General features: G+C 62.7%; 16 protein-coding genes. 14 read left to right on the forward strand and 2 right to left on the reverse strand.

What is annotated here, in order from left to right:
- Positions 1 to 58 precede the first annotated feature (58 nt).
- From AB4Z20_RS24110 to gspM, 12 genes are read left to right on the forward strand one after another with little or no spacing between them, the layout of a single operon-like run.
- Positions 59 to 601 (forward strand): cytochrome b, encoded by a 543-nt coding sequence (locus tag AB4Z20_RS24110; RefSeq protein WP_442090702.1) that lies wholly within the window; start codon positions 59 to 61, stop codon positions 599 to 601.
- On the forward strand, positions 598 to 1,122 hold the full coding sequence (locus AB4Z20_RS24115; protein WP_442090703.1) for a type II secretion system protein N: 525 nt from the start codon (positions 598 to 600) through the stop codon (positions 1,120 to 1,122). The genes AB4Z20_RS24110 and AB4Z20_RS24115 overlap by 4 nt, the downstream gene beginning before the upstream one ends.
- 8 nt (positions 1,123 to 1,130) lie before the next feature.
- Positions 1,131 to 3,059: a type II secretion system secretin GspD gene (gene gspD, locus AB4Z20_RS24120; protein ID WP_253471113.1), complete on the forward strand. Its 1,929-nt coding sequence runs from the start codon at positions 1,131 to 1,133 to the stop codon at positions 3,057 to 3,059.
- Positions 3,056 to 4,519, forward strand: a complete 1,464-nt coding sequence (gene gspE / locus AB4Z20_RS24125) for a type II secretion system ATPase GspE (RefSeq protein WP_320389796.1) — start codon at positions 3,056 to 3,058, stop codon at positions 4,517 to 4,519. The genes gspD and gspE overlap by 4 nt, the downstream gene beginning before the upstream one ends.
- A 4-nt stretch (positions 4,520 to 4,523) precedes the next feature.
- Complete coding sequence (gspF, locus tag AB4Z20_RS24130) at positions 4,524 to 5,732, forward strand: type II secretion system inner membrane protein GspF (RefSeq protein ID WP_258690230.1); 1,209 nt, start codon at positions 4,524 to 4,526, stop codon at positions 5,730 to 5,732.
- A gap of 3 nt (positions 5,733 to 5,735) precedes the next feature.
- The gene (gene gspG, locus AB4Z20_RS24135; protein WP_320389798.1) at positions 5,736 to 6,191 is read left to right on the forward strand and encodes a type II secretion system major pseudopilin GspG; all 456 of its coding nucleotides are present in this window, start codon (positions 5,736 to 5,738) and stop codon (positions 6,189 to 6,191) included.
- A gap of 2 nt (positions 6,192 to 6,193) precedes the next feature.
- Positions 6,194 to 6,661 carry a type II secretion system minor pseudopilin GspH gene (gspH, locus tag AB4Z20_RS24140; RefSeq protein ID WP_442090704.1) on the forward strand — a complete coding sequence of 156 codons (468 nt, stop codon included), beginning with the start codon at positions 6,194 to 6,196 and terminating at the stop codon, positions 6,659 to 6,661.
- Complete coding sequence (gspI, locus tag AB4Z20_RS24145; protein ID WP_442090705.1) at positions 6,654 to 7,040, forward strand: type II secretion system minor pseudopilin GspI; 387 nt, start codon at positions 6,654 to 6,656, stop codon at positions 7,038 to 7,040. Before gspH ends, gspI begins: the two co-directional genes overlap by 8 nt.
- Positions 7,033 to 7,566, forward strand: coding sequence for a type II secretion system protein GspJ (locus AB4Z20_RS24150; RefSeq protein ID WP_018603471.1), 534 nt, complete (start codon positions 7,033 to 7,035; stop codon positions 7,564 to 7,566). Before gspI ends, AB4Z20_RS24150 begins: the two co-directional genes overlap by 8 nt.
- Positions 7,563 to 8,408: a type II secretion system protein GspK gene (locus AB4Z20_RS24155; RefSeq protein WP_442090706.1), complete on the forward strand. Its 846-nt coding sequence runs from the start codon at positions 7,563 to 7,565 to the stop codon at positions 8,406 to 8,408. The genes AB4Z20_RS24150 and AB4Z20_RS24155 overlap by 4 nt, the downstream gene beginning before the upstream one ends.
- The gene (gene gspL / locus AB4Z20_RS24160) at positions 8,408 to 9,511 is read left to right on the forward strand and encodes a type II secretion system protein GspL (RefSeq protein ID WP_442090707.1); all 1,104 of its coding nucleotides are present in this window, start codon (positions 8,408 to 8,410) and stop codon (positions 9,509 to 9,511) included. The genes AB4Z20_RS24155 and gspL overlap by 1 nt, the downstream gene beginning before the upstream one ends.
- On the forward strand, positions 9,511 to 9,966 hold the full coding sequence (gspM, locus tag AB4Z20_RS24165) for a type II secretion system protein GspM (RefSeq protein ID WP_442090709.1): 456 nt from the start codon (positions 9,511 to 9,513) through the stop codon (positions 9,964 to 9,966). The genes gspL and gspM overlap by 1 nt, the downstream gene beginning before the upstream one ends.
- Before the next feature lie 218 nt (positions 9,967 to 10,184).
- On the opposite strand, the gene AB4Z20_RS24170 is transcribed toward gspM, so the two are convergent.
- Entirely contained in the window at positions 10,185 to 11,462 is a 1,278-nt protein-coding gene (locus tag AB4Z20_RS24170) for an MFS transporter (protein ID WP_437180702.1), read from the reverse strand.
- 119 nt (positions 11,463 to 11,581) lie between these two features.
- Between AB4Z20_RS24170 and AB4Z20_RS24175 the strand changes: the two genes are divergently transcribed.
- On the forward strand, positions 11,582 to 12,472 hold the full coding sequence (locus AB4Z20_RS24175) for a LysR family transcriptional regulator (protein ID WP_186651213.1): 891 nt from the start codon (positions 11,582 to 11,584) through the stop codon (positions 12,470 to 12,472).
- Positions 12,473 to 12,672: 200 nt separating this feature from the next.
- On the opposite strand, the gene AB4Z20_RS24180 is transcribed toward AB4Z20_RS24175, so the two are convergent.
- Complete coding sequence (locus tag AB4Z20_RS24180; protein WP_442090708.1) at positions 12,673 to 13,650, reverse strand: alpha/beta fold hydrolase; 978 nt, start codon at positions 13,648 to 13,650, stop codon at positions 12,673 to 12,675.
- A gap of 390 nt (positions 13,651 to 14,040) precedes the next feature.
- Between AB4Z20_RS24180 and AB4Z20_RS24185 the strand changes: the two genes are divergently transcribed.
- Entirely contained in the window at positions 14,041 to 14,574 is a 534-nt protein-coding gene (locus tag AB4Z20_RS24185) for a hypothetical protein (RefSeq protein WP_253471130.1), read from the forward strand.
- Positions 14,575 to 15,224 lie beyond the last annotated feature (650 nt).

Here is a 15,224-nt window from a genome sequence, read left to right on the forward strand (position 1 = left end):
GGCATGGCCCCAGGCGATCCGCACGGGTTGCCTGGGGCCTTCATACGAGCGCGCAGTAATGTCTATCAATTACTCCAGACGACGGGTGCTGCTGCACTGGGTGTCGGCGGCCATTATCTTATGGGCGTTGGTGTCCGGTTTTTATGTGGCGTTCAACCCGGTGTCAGCTTCGACCGAACAGTGGGTTGGCTCACTCAATGTGTCGCTGACCACGCTGTTCATTCCATTTTTCGTGTGGCGGGCCTGCCTGTTTTTCGGCGCGCTGGAAGCCCGTGGAACCGCGCCTTCATTTACACAGTGGCTAGCTCTGGCGGTACACACGCTGATCTACCTGGTCATTGGCATCGTGCTGGTGACTGGTGTGCTGATGATGAAAAGCGCCATCAGTATCTTCGGCATTGTTCACATCCCCCAGCCACTGGGCGATCCGGCACTGATCGAACTCGCCAACACCCTCCATACCTTGTCTTGTGCGGGGCTTTCGGTACTGGTCGCGCTGCATCTGTGCGCTGTGCTCTGGCATGAGTTTTCCGGACGCCGGGTGGTGCGGCGAATGTCCTTCGCCAAGCCTGCGGGCACGATCCAGAGCGCACAACGGTGAGCCTGTCTTTTCGGGTCGGCAGCCGTCTGCCGAAGCTGCTGCTGGTGCTCCTGCTGCTATACGGAATCTTCCTGGCCGGGCAAGAGTGGCGCTTTCGCCAGGCATTGGGCCGTGATGTGCCGGTGCTGATCCACCCACCGGTGGCTCCTGTTCGCGACCTGCCCAACGTCCAAGCCGTGGCCACGGTGCTAGGCCTGGCACCTGAAGGTGCCCACGCCCCGAGCGCCGAACCGATTACGTTGCAAGCCAGCTTTGTCGCCGACCAAGGCTTGTCCCGGGCATTGCTCGCGGACGCTGCCGGCCCGCGCATTTATCAGGTGGGTGAGCGCTTGCCCGGTGGCAGCGTGCTGCGCCGGGTCGAGGCCAGCCATGTGACGTTGTGGCGCAACGGACGTGAAGAACGGTTGGCCCTGCAACACGCGGTCAAGCCCTTGCTACGCCGGTTGGAGCTCGAAGACGGGCGCCATGCCGCGCTGCATTCCTCGCAATACCTACGCCCGGTGGCCGGGCAATCAGAGTGATCGAATTCATGAACAGCTTTATCCGGGGCGGTGTTTCGCGCGTCCTGTTCTGCCTGGCCGTGTCCTGCCCAGTGGCGTTCTCCGGTTCGCTGCAGGCCGAGGAGACCCAATGGCAACTGGCGATGAACAATGCGGAACTGCGCGACGTGGTCGAGGAGTTCTCGGCGATCCTGGGCAAGACCGTGGTGCTTGATCCGCGGGTGTCCGGGCGCATTACGGTGATGTCCCGCCAGGCGCTGGACCGCGAAGGCGTGCGTCGGTTGTTTTATTCGGTACTCGATGCACACAACTTCACTGTGATCGACGAGGGCGAGCGGATCCTGATCACCCCGGTCAGCGAGGCCAAGACGCGCGCTGGAATCACTGATGCGAAGAGCACCACACCGTCGCAGTTCGTCACCCGGGTCATCGATCTGCAATCGAGCATTGCCGCCGACATCGCCGGGCTGGTCCGGCCCTTGGTATCGGCCAATGGTTACGTCGGCCCTTCGGTATCGTCCAACGCGCTGGTGGTCACCGACACGGCTGCCAATGCCCAGCGCATTGCCGACGTGGTTCGGCAGTTGGACTCAGGGCGCAACCGCAATCATGTGGTGGTGCGGTTGCGGCATGCCCAGGCCGGGGATATCGCACCGTTGATGGAAGCCTCCGGTGGCAAGCGCGAGGGCGATATGGCGGGCCTGGTGATCGCCGATGCCCGCAGCAATCGCCTGGTGGTCATCGGCGCACCGGCGGTGCGTCAGCGCTTGGTCGACCTGGCTCGGACCCTCGACGTCCCTGCCGTCGTATCCCAGGACAACGCCCGGGTCATCCGTCTGCGCCATAGCGATGCCAAGCAATTGGCTGAGGTGCTGGAAGGCGTCGGGCAGGATAAAAAAACCACGCCGACCCTGGCCGGCCAGCGGGACATTGCCGCCACCCGCCCGTTCATGATCAAGGCCGATGAAAGCCAGAATGCCCTGGTGCTAATCGCCGATCCGGCCCAGGTCCGCACCATCGAAAACATCGTCCGTGAACTCGATCAACCTCGGGCCCAGGTGCTTATCCACGCGGCCATCGTGGAGGTTTCCGGGGACATTACCGAAGCCTTGGGCGTGCAGTGGGGCCTCGACAGAGGCAGCGCGACCGGGTTCATCAACTTCCCGGGAACCGACATCCCGATCATCGGCAACCTGAACCTCAGCGAACTTGATAAAGGACCGGAAGGCGCGATCCTGCGGCTGGGCGGCGACCGCTTCAGTGCGCTGATCTCGGCGTTGGCGAGCAATACCCACAGCAACCTGCTGTCCACACCCAGCCTGCTGACCCTGGATAACCAGGAGGCGGAAATCATCGTGGGCCAGAACGTCCCGTTCAAGACCGGCTCCTACGCCACCAGCGGTAACGGTGCGGACAATCCGTTCACCACCGTCGAACGCAAGGACGTCGGCATCAGCCTCAAGGTCAAGCCGTACATCAACGAAGGCTCGACCTTGCGCCTTGAGGTCGAGCAGGAAGTCTCGGACATCGCGCCGTCGGTCTCCGGTGTGGACTCCTCGGACCTGATCACCAACAAGCGGGCCTTGAAGAGCACGATCCTGGCGGACGATGGCGAGATCATCGTGATCGGCGGCCTGATCCGCGACAGTGTCCGTACCCAGCAAAGCGGTGTGCCGTTGCTGCGCAGTATTCCGTACCTGGGCGCGCTGTTTCGCTGGAACCGCGACACCCAGACCAAAAGCAACCTGATGGTATTCCTGCGCCCGACCATCGTGCGCAGCAACGAAGACCTCGCCGAGGTGAGCCGCCAGCGTTATGACGCGCTCCGGGACCTGAGCAAGCCGGGCTCGCGGAAAAACAATTCGCTGCTGCTGCCGCGGGACGCTCGCCAGTTGTTCGAATCCTCCCCGCAAGCGCCGTCGGCCGACCCGCGCCCACAGCGCTCCGGTGAACTGTGAGCGAGCCGTTGCCCTTTGGTTTCGCCAGGCGCCTGGGCGTGCTGCTGGAAGGCGAGGGGCCGACCTTGAGCCTGGTCATGCGCCGCGATACACCCTTGACCGCCGTGGCCGAAGTGCAACGTCTGTGCGGTCGGGATTTACCTATCCAGGTACTGGAGCCGGCGGCGTTCGCCGCGCGCCTGGCCTGCGTCTATCGCCAGGGCCAGAGCGCCGCCGAACAGGTCGCCCAAGGCCTGGACGAGGAACTGGACCTGCTCAGCCTGGCCGACCAGATGCCGCAGACCACCGACCTGCTGGAGCAACAGGGCGATGCGCCGATCATCCGGCTGATCAATGCCTTGCTCAGCGAGGCCGTCCGTGAACACGCGTCGGACGTGCACCTGGAAACGTTCGAACAGTACCTGTCGGTGCGCATGCGCATCGACGGTCAGTTGCAGGAAATGCTCCGTCCGCGCCGGGAACTGGCGAGTCTGCTGGTGTCGCGAATCAAGGTCATGGCGCGCCTGGACATCGCCGAGAAACGCGTGCCCCAGGACGGCCGAATGGCCTTGCGCCTGGCCGGGCACGAAGTCGATGTGCGGGTCTCGACGCTGCCTTCGGCCCATGGCGAGCGCGTGGTGCTGCGCCTGCTCGACAAGCAGGCCGGGCGCCTGGAGCTACAGCGCCTGGGCCTGCCCGACGACACCCTGGCCGGCCTGCGCCAGTTGCTCGGCAAGCCCCACGGCATCGTGTTGGTCACCGGGCCCACGGGGTCGGGGAAAACCACCAGCCTGTACGCGGCGTTGAGCAGCATCAACGACCAGAGCCGCAACATCCTCACCGTCGAAGATCCGATCGAATATCACCTGCCGGGCATCGGCCAGATGCCGGTCAACCCGAAAGTCGACATGACCTTCGCCCGTGGTTTGCGGGCCATTTTGCGCCAGGACCCGGACGTGGTGATGGTCGGCGAAATACGTGATCGCGACACCGCCGAAATCGCCGTCCAGGCGTCGCTGACCGGGCACCTGGTGCTCTCGACCCTGCACACCAACACCGCCGTCGGCGCGGTCACGCGGCTGGTGGACATGGGCGTGGATGCCTATCTGCTGGCGTCGTCCCTGGCCGGCGTTGTCGCCCAGCGCTTGTTGCGCAGCCTGTGCCCGTCCTGCAAGACGCCTTATGTGGCCGACGCCGCTACGTGTCGGCGTCTGGGCCTCGACGCCGATGCCGCGCCCCGATTGTTCAAGGCCCAGGGCTGCGAGCACTGCCAGAAGGGTTATCGCGGACGCTTCGGCATCTATGAGCTGGTGAATGTCAGCGCCGCCCTGTCGCAGTTGATTCATCAGGGCGCCACCGAGCAGGCGCTGGCCGCCGAGGCGCGCAAGACCTCCCGCAGCCTGTTTCAGGACGGCCGCCAGCGGGTGCTGCAAGGTCTGACCAGCGTCGACGAACTGCTGCGCATCACCCAGGAGGATTAGCACCGTGCCGACCTTCGACTATCGGGCCGAAGACGCCCAGGGCCGCCGCTGCAAGGGTCGTGTGGAAGCCGACAGCCCGCGCCATGCTCGCCAGTTGCTGCGCGAGCGCGGCTTGCTGCCCAGCGAACTGGCTGCAGCCAAGGAACCGCGAACCCTGGGCGGGCGGCATGCCGGAACGCGTTTGAGCCCGGCAGATCTGGCGTTGCTGACATTGCAGCTGTCCACCTTGATCCAGGCCGGCCTGCCCCTCGAAGAGTCCCTGGGAGCGGTGGCGCAACAGAGCCAGAAGCGCCGCGTCGCCCACCTGCTGGCGGCGGTGCGCAGCCGGGTGATGGAAGGCCATGCGTTGGCGACGGCCCTGAGGGCCTTCCCCCAGGCGTTCCCCGAGCTGTTCTGCGCCACGGTCGCGGCGGGCGAGCAATCCGGGCACCTGGGGCAAGTGTTGGAGCAGCTGGCGAGCTACACCCAGGCGCGCCAGGCCTCGCGCCAGCGTATTCAGCTGGCGTTGGTGTACCCGCTGATCCTGATGCTGGCCTGTGTCGCGATTGTTGGTTTCCTGTTGGGCTACGTGGTGCCGGATGTGGTGAAGATTTTCATCGACAGCGGCCAGCCGTTGCCCTGGCTGACCCAGGCGTTGATCGCCGTGAGCGATGGCTTGCGCCGCTATGGCTTGCTGCTGCTCGGTGCGCTGGCCGGGCTGCTCGGGCTGTGGCGTTGGAGCCTGCGCCAACCGGCGTGGCGCCTGCGCTGGCACCGTGTGTTGCTGCGGCTGCCGGTGTTGAGCGAAGTGCTGCGGGCGATGGAGGCGGCCCGATTCGCCAGCACCCTGGCGATCCTGAGCAAAAGCGCCGTGCCTCTAGTGGATGCCTTGCACATCGCCGCGCAGGTGATCGGCAACCTGACGATCCGCGCCCGCATGGCCGACGTCGCCCGTTCGGTCCGCGAAGGCGGGACCCTGACCCGCGGCCTGGAGCAGGGCGGCGATATCCCGCCGCTGATGCTGCACATGATCGCCAGCGGCGAACGGGCCGGCGAGCTCGACAGCATGCTGGCCCGGGCCGCCGAACAACAGGAAGCCAGCCTCGCGGCGCGTATCGCGCTGGTGGTGAGCCTGTTCGAACCGGCCATGTTGGTGTTGATGGGCGGCGTCGTGCTGCTGATCGTCATGGCCATCCTCCTACCGATCCTGAGCCTCAACCAATTGGTGAATTGACCGATGAAATTTCAAAGCAAACGACCTGCACGCCCTCAACGCGGCTTCACCCTGATCGAAATCATGGTGGTGGTGGTCATCATTGGCGTGCTGGGCGCCATCGTGGTGCCGCAGTTCATGAGCCGACCCGATCAAGCCAAGGCTACGGCCGCCCGCACCGATATCCAGGCGATCGCCACGGCCCTGGAAATGTACCGCCTCGATAACTTCCAGTACCCGTCGACCCAACAAGGCCTGGAGGCGCTGAGCAAACGCCCGTCCGGTACGCCTGCAGCCAGGAACTGGAACCCCCAGGGGTATCTGAAAAGCCTGCCGGTCGATCCCTGGGGTACGCCCTACCAGTACCTCAATCCTGGGCATAAGTCCCTCAACGGTGGCTATGACCTTTATTCGCTGGGCGCCGATGGCGTGTCGGGCGGCGAAGGCATGGCGGCTGACATCGGCAATTGGGCCGAGTGAACATGGGTCGTCATTGCCGGGGCTTCACCTTGCTGGAACTGATGGTTGTCATCGTGCTGATCGGGGTACTGGCGGGCATGGTCAGCTTCGCCACGGGGTCGAGCCCGACGCGTGAAGCCCGGCAGCAAGCCCAAGATTTCGTGCGTGTGGTCCAGCAGTTGCGCGAGCGGGCGGTATTGGATGGGCAGGAATACGGCGTGCGCGTGCAGCCTCTTGGTTACCAGGCCTTGCGCCTTGAGGCCCAGGGCTGGACGGCGGTGTCGGCGTTGCATCGATTGCCTGAGGGGCTGACGCTCGGGTTGGAGCAGGACGGTCATGTCCTCAGGCTCGATGATGTTCAAGGTCCACCGCAGTTGCTGATGCTCAGCAGCGACGAGATCAGCCCCTTCAGGCTGCTCATCAAAGTCGCCGGGCAGACGATTTCCCGGGTGTTGAGCGATGGCCTGGCGGAGCCGCTGATCGATGACTGACGCTCGCAGGCCGGCTGCCGGTTGCCGGGGCTTCACGCTGTTGGAAGTCGTGATCGCCCTGGCGATTTTCGCGACGCTGGCGGCGGCCGTGCTCTCGGCCAGTCAGTTCGTGCTCAAGCAAAGCGCCGGGCTTGAGGACCGTCTGTTCGGCGCCTGGCTGGCGGACAATCAGTTGAACGAACTGCGCCTGCAAGCCGCTACGCCACCAGGGCAACAGCGGCTGAGCCGGCACCTGGATCGTCGCGACTGGCTCTTGCAACAACGTATCGCCCCGGCCGCTGATGGGCGCTTGCTGCAGGTCGAGATTCAGGTCAGCCGTGTCGACAGCGCGACGGTCGTGCACCGCACCACCGGATGGATCCGCAGCCGTGATGAATAAGCAGTCGGGGTTCACCTTGTTGGAGCTGGTCATCGCCATCGGCATTTTTGCCTTGCTCGGCCTGGCCAGTTGGCGGCTGTTCGACGGCGTCGTGCGCACCCAGCAGGGGACCGGTCAGCATGAGCGCGACATCCGGGCCTTGCAGCGTGCCGTCGGCGTGATCGAGCGGGATGTGTGGCAGGCGGTTGCCGGCTCGGTCGTGCTCGCGCCGGGGCGTTTGCAACTGCAGCGCAGCCATTGGCGCAATCCGCTGGACCAGCCGCGCAGCGAACGGCAGACGGTGAGCTATCGACTCGAGGGTGCCGCGTTGTGGCGCGACGGTGTCGGCGAAGGCACGTCCCTTGTGCAGCAGCAGAAGCTGCTCGACGACGTACACGGCCTGAGCTGGCGTGTGTTCGACCCGCAGCGGGGCTGGCACAGCGAAACCGCGGGCGACATTGCGCCGCTGGCGTTGGAGTTGATCGTGTCGGCGGGGCGTTTCGAACAGGTCCGTCGGGTGTTGCTGTTGCCGGGGGCGTTGCCATGAGCCGACAACGCGGTGTGGCGCTGATCAGCGTGCTGCTGGTGCTGAGCCTGGCCTTGCTGCTGGTCGGTGGCCTGTTGCGCAGTCATCGCCTGTTGTTGCACAGCAGCGCGCAGCAGCTGCAACAGGTCCAGTTGCGGCAATTGGGATTGGCAGGGGAAGACTGGGCGCGGGTGGTGTTGGAAAACAGTGGGATAACGCCGTCCGGGCCCGTTGACCTGAGCCAGGATTGGGTTCGGCTCGGGCCCGTCCTGGAAGTGGACGGCGCCGAGCTGCACATCGGTATCGAGGATTTGTCCGGGCGCCTGAATCTCAACGCGCTGCTGGCCCTGGGGCAAATCGATCAGGTCACCCTCGGCCGCTGGACTCGCTTGCTGGCCTTGCTGGATTTACCGCCGCTGTCGTTGCCCCAGGTCGGGCCGGTGCAGGAGCTGAGTCAACTGCGCCTGTTGCCGGGCATCGATGGCCAGACACTGCGGCGCCTGGAACCGTGGGTGGTGTTGCTGCCCAAGGACGCGCGGCTGAATATCAATACCGCATCGCTGCTATTGCTGATGACCCTGGACGGCATGGAGGGCGGGCCGGCCAACGTGTTGGTCAACCAGCGTCGCCACGCGCCCTACGCCAGCGTGCAGGCGTTTACCAACGACCCGGTGTTGTCCGGGCTGGGCCTCAACAGCCACGGTCTGGGGGTGGGCAGTCGCTGGTTCCGGATCACCGTGAGTGTGACCCACGCCGACAGTCGTCTACGCCTGGCCTCGGATATCGAACGTGATTCCGTTAGCGGGCGCTGGACTGTTCGTCAGCGTCGTTTCCTACCCTTGAGCACCAGCGAGCTTCCCTGATGAAAACCTGGCTTTACCTGACGGCCGAAGGCCTGGGCGCGCCTTGCGCCAACTGGCCGTGCTGCGTGTGGTCGCCCACCGGCGAGCGTCGTCGCCTGCCTCTGCATGAGGCGTCCGACGAGTTGAACGGACGGCCCGTCGATGTGCTGTTGCCAATGGAAATGTGCAGCTGGTTGCGCAGCGATCCATGGCCCTCTCGACGCCAGCCCCGCCCTCAGGCCCTGGCATTCGCCATCGAAGAACAACTGAGTGAAAACCTGGAGGCGCTGCACATCAGCATCGGCCCGCGCGACCGTCAGCACCGCTATCCGATGATGGTGACGGAGCGGACCCGGTTCCGGGCGCTGCTGGCGTTGCTGGCGGCACAAGGCATTGAGGTGCGTGCGGTGCATGTCGATGCCGATCTGCTTGCCGATGAGCAGGCGTTTGGCGTGCGCTGGTTCGGGCGCTGGCTCTTGGGCGCAGGGCTGTCGGCGCGGATGTCGTTGTCGGCCCGAGGCTTGGCGACGCTCAAGCCAGGCCTGCCCGAAGACATCCACTGGCTGGACGAGGAACGTGATCGCCAGGGCATCGATGAGTGGTTGTTGGGCGCTGGCGGACAGCCCGTCGACCTGTTGCAGGGCGAGTTTCGTCGGCGCCGCCAACCGCTGCCATGGCGCGGCGCTTCGGCGGCTGTGCTGGGCGCGTTGGTGCTCACCTGGGCCTTCAGTGAAGCCCGCCTACGTTTTCTTGAAAACGAAACCCGGCTTCTCTATGCCCAAAGCGAACAGCGATTCAGGTCGTTGTATCCCGGGCAGGAGCGGATCGTCGACCTGGCGGCGCAGTTCCAGGCATTGCAGAGTCGTCGTGGACAAAGTCAGGACACCCAGGTCGCGCGTCTGGCTCGTCTGACCGAGCAGGTCATTGGCGCCAGCAGCGTCGAGGTGCAGCGCATCGATTTTCGTGAAGGCGAGGGTTGGAAGATCCAACTGACGGCCAACAGCTTCGTCGAACTTGAGCAACTGCGTGAGCGCGGGCAGCAGAACGGATTGCCCGTCACCCTGGGCAGCGCGAGCAAACAGAACAATCGCGTGCAGGCCATTCTCACGCTGGAGAACAGTTGATGAACGTCAAGGGATGGCTGGCTTTGAAACAGGCCTGGGGGAGAACATCGCGCCGTGAGCAAGGACTGTTGCTGGGACTTGCCGGGTTGGTGCTGGTGGCGCTGGCCTATACCGCGATTTGGCAACCGACTCGGCAACGGCTGGAGGTTGCTGAACGACAGCATCGCCAACAGGCCGAACTGAGTGCCCGGATCCAGCGCGCCGAACCCACCCGGGAGGCGACTGCCGCCACACGGCCCTTGTCGGTGCGTGTTAACGAGGATGCGACAGCGGCGGGGTTGGAAATAGCGGAAATGGAGGTCGACGGCGATTCGTTGCGACTCGCCGTCAGTGGCGAGGCCAATTCGTTGCTTCGTTGGCTGGATCAACAAGAGCGGGAGGGTGCGGTGCTGCAATCGCTCACTCTGGAAGCTGAGAATGGTTTGCTGGGTGCGCGGGTGGTGTTGCGTCAATGACGGGTTGAAGACGTAGCAATTTTGACCAGGAGTATGAGGTTTTGTGGCGAGGGAGCTTGCTCCCGCTGGGTGGCGCAGCCGCCCCAAAACCAGACGCCGCGGTGCAACAGGTGAACCCCGCCAACCAGTTTGCGACTGCTGCGCAGCCGAGCGGGAGCAAGCTCCCTCGCCACAAAGTGTTCGCTCTGTCCCGGGGTTGGAGAGGGCTCTCGTGATGGCTAAACCTGCACATTCCCCGGCAGCAACGGCAATTTCGCCAGCTTCACCGCCACCCACAATGCGATCACCAGCAAACCACCGATGAACAGGCCGACACCATTCCACCCCCCCAGGTGCCAGGCCACGCCGCCCGCCGTACCCGCAACGCTGGATCCGGCGTAATAGCTGAACAGGTAAAGTGACGAAGCCTGACCCTTGGCCTTGAGGGCGCGGCGGCCGATCCAGCTGCTGGCGACCGAGTGGGCGCCGAAGAAACCGAAGGTGAACACCAGCATGCCCAGCACGACCAGCCATAGCGGGGTGGCCATGGTCAACGCGAGGCCGGCCAGCATCAGCGCAATGGTTGCCCAGAGCATTTTGCGCCGGCCGAGTCTGTCCGCCAGTGCACCGATTTTTGCCGAGCTGTAGATGCCCGACAGGTACACCACCGACAGCAACCCGACAAAAGCCTGGTCCAAGTGATAAGGCTCGGCCAGCAGGCGGTAGCCGATGTAGTTGAACAGCGTCACGAACGCGCCCATCAACACGAAGGCTTCAAGAAACAGCAGTGGCAACCCGGCGTCGCGAAAGTGCATGGTAAAGCCGTCCAGCAAACTGCGCGGGTGCAGCGAACGGGGACGGAAGTTGCGTGACTCGGGGAGGATTCTCCAGAACACCGCCGCCGCGATCAGCGCCAGGCCGCCAATCACCAGCATCGCGGTGTGCCAACTGACAAAGTCGATCAAGACCCCGGTGATCAGGCGTCCGCACATGCCGCCGATGGCGTTGCCGGCGATGTATAGCCCCATCGCCAGGCCGATGTGCTTGGGATGGATTTCCTCGCTCAAATACGTCATCGCAACGGCTGCCAACCCGCTCAACGACAGCCCCACCAAGGCGCGCAGCAGCAATACACCCTGCCAGGTCGGCATCATGGCGCTGGCAATCGTGCACACCGAGGCGGCGAACAGCGCCGCGACCATCACCGGCTTGCGGCCGATACGGTCGGAAATCGGGCCGGTGATCAACAGGCCGATGGCGAGCAGGCCGGTCGCCACCGACAGGATCAGGCTGCTCTGCGCCGCGTTGATGGAAAATTCCTTGGACAACAGCGGCATCATCGGTTGCACGCAATACAGCAGGGCAAAGGTCGCAAAGCCACCACTGAACAGCGCCAGCACCGTGCGCATGAACATCGGCGTGCCCTTCTCGATATAGATCTCCTTGAGTTCGGCGACGACATCATCCTGCACACGCGGTGGGATTTCATGGGCCAGTGGAGCGACAGCAGTTTTCACGGTGGACCTCGCAAGGGCACGATCAGGCAGGCAATGAAAAAAGCATATAGCCGGCTAATGTTTCTATCCAATATATTGTTCGACCTGTTTAAGACGTTTTACGACCTATTGGATGGCCCATGGAACTGCGTCACCTGCGTTACTTCATCGCCGTTGCCGAAGAACTGCATTTCGGCCGTGCCGCGCTGGCCTTGGGCATCTCCCAGCCGCCCTTGAGCCAGCAGATCCAGGCGCTGGAGCAGGAGATTGGCGCGCGGCTGTTCGAACGCACCAATCGTCGGGTCGAATTGAGCGAGGCCGGACGGTTGTTCCTTGAAGAGGCGCGACGGGTATTGGTCCAGGTCGACAAAGCCGCCGACGTCGCCCGCCGCGCCCAACTGGGGGAATTGGGCGAACTGAAGATCGGCTTCACCTCCTCGGCGCCGTTCAATTCCACCATCCCCCAGGCGATTTTTTCATTCCGGCAACGCTTCCCGGCGGTGCACCTGAACCTGCGGGAAATGAGCAGTACCCAAGTGGCCGACGCACTGGTGGACGAAGAGATCGAGGTGGGCATCATGCGACCGTTGCCGTTGCCTGACTCCCTGGCGGAAATCGAGCTCAGCCGCGAACCGCTGGTAGCCGTGCTCAGTGCCAAGCACCCCCTGGCCCAAGGCAATGAAGACGGCCTGTTCCTCTCGGCCTTGGCCCAGGAACCGTTCGTGTTCTTCCCCCGCAGCTACGGCAGCGGCCTCTACGCCCAACTCCTGAACCTGGCCCGCGACGCCGGCTTCAGCCCGCACTTCGCCCAGGAAGCCGGCGAAGCCATGACCATCATCGGCTTGGTGGCGGCGGGGCTGGGTGTCTCGGTATTGCCGGCGTCTTACCAGCGCATGCGTATCGATGGGGTGGTCTATCGACCGCTGCTCGATCCAGCGGCGGTGTCGGCGGTGTGGCTGGTACAGCGCAAGGACCAGCGTTCGCCGATGGCGAAGGCGTTTGTGGCGTTGTTGACTGGCAATACCGAGTAGCGGGTTAAGTGGGAAAACGCCTGTGGGAGCGAGCTTGCTCGCGATGACAATCTTCAATTCGCCCCAAGTCTCTCAGCTCAACGCTGAACCTCGATCCAATCCCCTGTGGCGAGGGAGCTTGCTCCCTCGCCACAGGTTTTGGGTTGCCTGGGCTGCCGCCCACAGCGATTGCGCTTAACTGACTGGCATTAGCACTTGGGTCATTGAGTGATTGTTAAAAACGCCAAAATCGCTTCGCGAGTCGCCTGCGTTTGTTCCTCCAGCACCCAATGCCCGGTATCTACCAATATCAATGAGTGCGGTTGCGTCGCAATGTACAAGGCCTGTTCGGCCAAGGTCTTTCCTCTCGAGTGGTCCCCGCCGATGGTGAGTAGTGGAGCAGTCAATTTGTTCTTGGAAAATTCCAGGTTGTCATGCGCATCCTGTTCTACCCAGGTTGAATAGAGCTTGAAGGCCGCTTCCATGCGTCCAGGCCGGGAGTAGTCATGCACCAGCGCCTGTCGCACCGCGTTACTGACTTTAGCGTTGCGCGCGAGTACGAAGTCATCGAAGAACATGTCCAGGTAGGTTTTCTCTTGTCCTTCAATCAGGGTGAGGGCCGCTTTACCAAAGAAGCGAAAATGCCATTTGCTGGTTATGCCGGTTGCAGCATTCCCGTTATAGGCAGCTTCCCATCCGGGAATGCCCGGAATAAATCCGTCCATCAACACAATGCGCCCGGTTTCCGCCGGATAAAGCGCCCCGTAGGCGTAGGCAATGATCAAGCCGATGTCATGGCCAATGATATCGACCTGCTTGATGTTCAAGAGCGTGACCAGTTCGTGCAGATCATGGGCCATGCTTTTTTTGTCGTAGCCACCGACTGAAATATCCGTTTCGCCAGCGCCGCGGTAATCAGGAACGATGGGTGTATAACCGGCACGCACCAATGCGCCCATCAACGGCTCCCAGCTACGCCAACTGCCCGGAAACCCATGCACCAGCAAAATTGGGCGTTCACCATCACCGCCCATGAGGTAGTGAAGGCGAATACCGTTCACGCATGCATAGGCATGTGTAAATGTCGCGCCGTCGACAACGACGCTGTCTTGTTCCGTAGAAGGTGATGTGGCGGGGTGTTTGCGAGATATGGCTGTGCGGCCCGACCAGGCTATTGTGCTCATCAATTTTTTATCCATGTTTGGAGCCAAATTAATTTTATGGGCTGCGAATCACAGCTCATGAGGTCGAACGGTTTGATCGAACGTCGACGTCTGGAAGACTGAAGCTATCCCGAGCACTTTCGCTACTGTCAGAGTTGACAGTTCCGACAACGGGGAAAAAGTGCTGCTTCGATTGAGGACCCTAGAAGAAGGGCGGGTGGTGGGCGTTGCATCAGGCTCCTTTGGGCTGTAGGAAAACGCGCATTTCTGGTTACGACACTTCCTATTCGTTCCAGATACCACTCCGCTGGGGTTGCGACTCGCCAGCGCTGCAACGTCTTATTCATCATTCCGAATCGTCCGGCTCAGTGCTCCTTCCCAGCGGCAAGGGACGCAGCCTGAAGCCCATGAATAAGGCCCCTGGAAATGCACTCATCTTTGGATGCGCCCTACACCAACGAAATCTCCCATGAAGCTCTTCGTCATTTGGATGACTTGTACTTGGAGCCACGCCAACTGGAGGGTTACGGCGAAGAAGTCGCGGCATTCATGAGTCGACAAAAAGCCTTCGTCGAAGCTCATCCGCCAATTGCCATCTACCGAGTGGCCACCGAGGGCAGCCAGACGCGTGACGGCGGAACGATCCAGCAAGTGTCATCGTCGTTGACGTTCACCTTGGATAATGGCTGGAAGGTACGCGCCGCGCAGAAAGGCGATGAGGTGGTGTATGCCGATGGCAGCACGGCACGGATCATCACTGGCGCTGGGAAGAACAATAGCAACATTGCATTGGTGGGCAGTCGCCTGAGCAATGGCGATGAGATCATTAATACGCTTCAGAGGCGTTTCATGATTATCGTGCGGGAGGGTGTGCCGATGGCGGAGGATTTTTTGCCTGGGCTTAGGTTGGCGGAGGTTCATCGCCTGCACTCGAATGCGATGAAGGAGAACATCCAATGAACGAGGGTTACTTCATTGGTCAGGGCGACAAGACCACTTGCGGTGGGAAAGTGCTGGATGGCGACGGCAAGGTGAACATGTTTGACCTGTAGCATGCCCGCGAAGGTGACCGCGTCTCTTGTGGGCAGGACGGGAACACCTATCAGATCAGGGGCGGTATCGGGCACATGGTCAGCCATGGCAGGCATATGGCCGGCACCCTGGATAGCCGCAGTACCTGCCCCTGCAACGCGCGACTGATCCCCTCGGTATTCTGGGGCACCTACAAAAATGCCGACCCCGCACCGCAAGCCAGCCGAGCCGCTCAACTGGCTTAACGACCCTGTGGGAGCCGAGCTTGCTCGCGATGACGGCGGCACAGCCAGCATCATCGGCGCTGACCCACCGCTATCGCGAGCAGGCTCGCTCCCACAGTGGATCTTTGGTGTTTGCAATATCTGGGTACACCACCCAACCCTGTGGGAGCTGAGCTTGCTCGCGATGACGGCGGCACAGCCAACATCACCGGCACTGACCCACCGCTATCGCGAGCAAGCTCGCTCCCACAGTGGATCGTTGGTGTTTGTAATATCTGGGTACACCACCCAACCCTGTGGGAGCCGAGCTTGCTCGCGATGACGGCGGCACAGCCAACATCACCGGCGCTGACC

Origin of the sequence: Pseudomonas sp. KB_12 (genome assembly GCF_052114545.1) — a bacterium.
Classification (GTDB): Bacteria; Pseudomonadota; Gammaproteobacteria; order Pseudomonadales; family Pseudomonadaceae; genus Aquipseudomonas; species Aquipseudomonas brassicacearum.

Bases quoted from the DNA above. Each gene is read 5' to 3' on its own strand.
- gspL (WP_442090707.1), top strand. From the start codon at position 8,408: ATGAAAACCTGGCTTTACCTGACGGCCGAAGGCCTGGGCGCGCCTTGC.
- AB4Z20_RS24185 (WP_253471130.1), top strand. From the start codon at position 14,041: ATGCACTCATCTTTGGATGCGCCCTACACCAACGAAATCTCCCATGAA.
- gspH (WP_442090704.1), top strand. From the start codon at position 6,194: ATGGGTCGTCATTGCCGGGGCTTCACCTTGCTGGAACTGATGGTTGTC.
- gspG (WP_320389798.1), top strand. From the start codon at position 5,736: ATGAAATTTCAAAGCAAACGACCTGCACGCCCTCAACGCGGCTTCACC.
- gspI (WP_442090705.1), top strand. From the start codon at position 6,654: ATGACTGACGCTCGCAGGCCGGCTGCCGGTTGCCGGGGCTTCACGCTG.
- gspM (WP_442090709.1), top strand. From the start codon at position 9,511: ATGAACGTCAAGGGATGGCTGGCTTTGAAACAGGCCTGGGGGAGAACA.
- AB4Z20_RS24180 (WP_442090708.1), bottom strand. From the start codon at position 13,650: ATGGATAAAAAATTGATGAGCACAATAGCCTGGTCGGGCCGCACAGCC.
- AB4Z20_RS24110 (WP_442090702.1), top strand. From the start codon at position 59: ATGTCTATCAATTACTCCAGACGACGGGTGCTGCTGCACTGGGTGTCG.
- AB4Z20_RS24175 (WP_186651213.1), top strand. From the start codon at position 11,582: ATGGAACTGCGTCACCTGCGTTACTTCATCGCCGTTGCCGAAGAACTG.
- gspD (WP_253471113.1), top strand. From the start codon at position 1,131: ATGAACAGCTTTATCCGGGGCGGTGTTTCGCGCGTCCTGTTCTGCCTG.
- AB4Z20_RS24155 (WP_442090706.1), top strand. From the start codon at position 7,563: ATGAGCCGACAACGCGGTGTGGCGCTGATCAGCGTGCTGCTGGTGCTG.
- AB4Z20_RS24150 (WP_018603471.1), top strand. From the start codon at position 7,033: ATGAATAAGCAGTCGGGGTTCACCTTGTTGGAGCTGGTCATCGCCATC.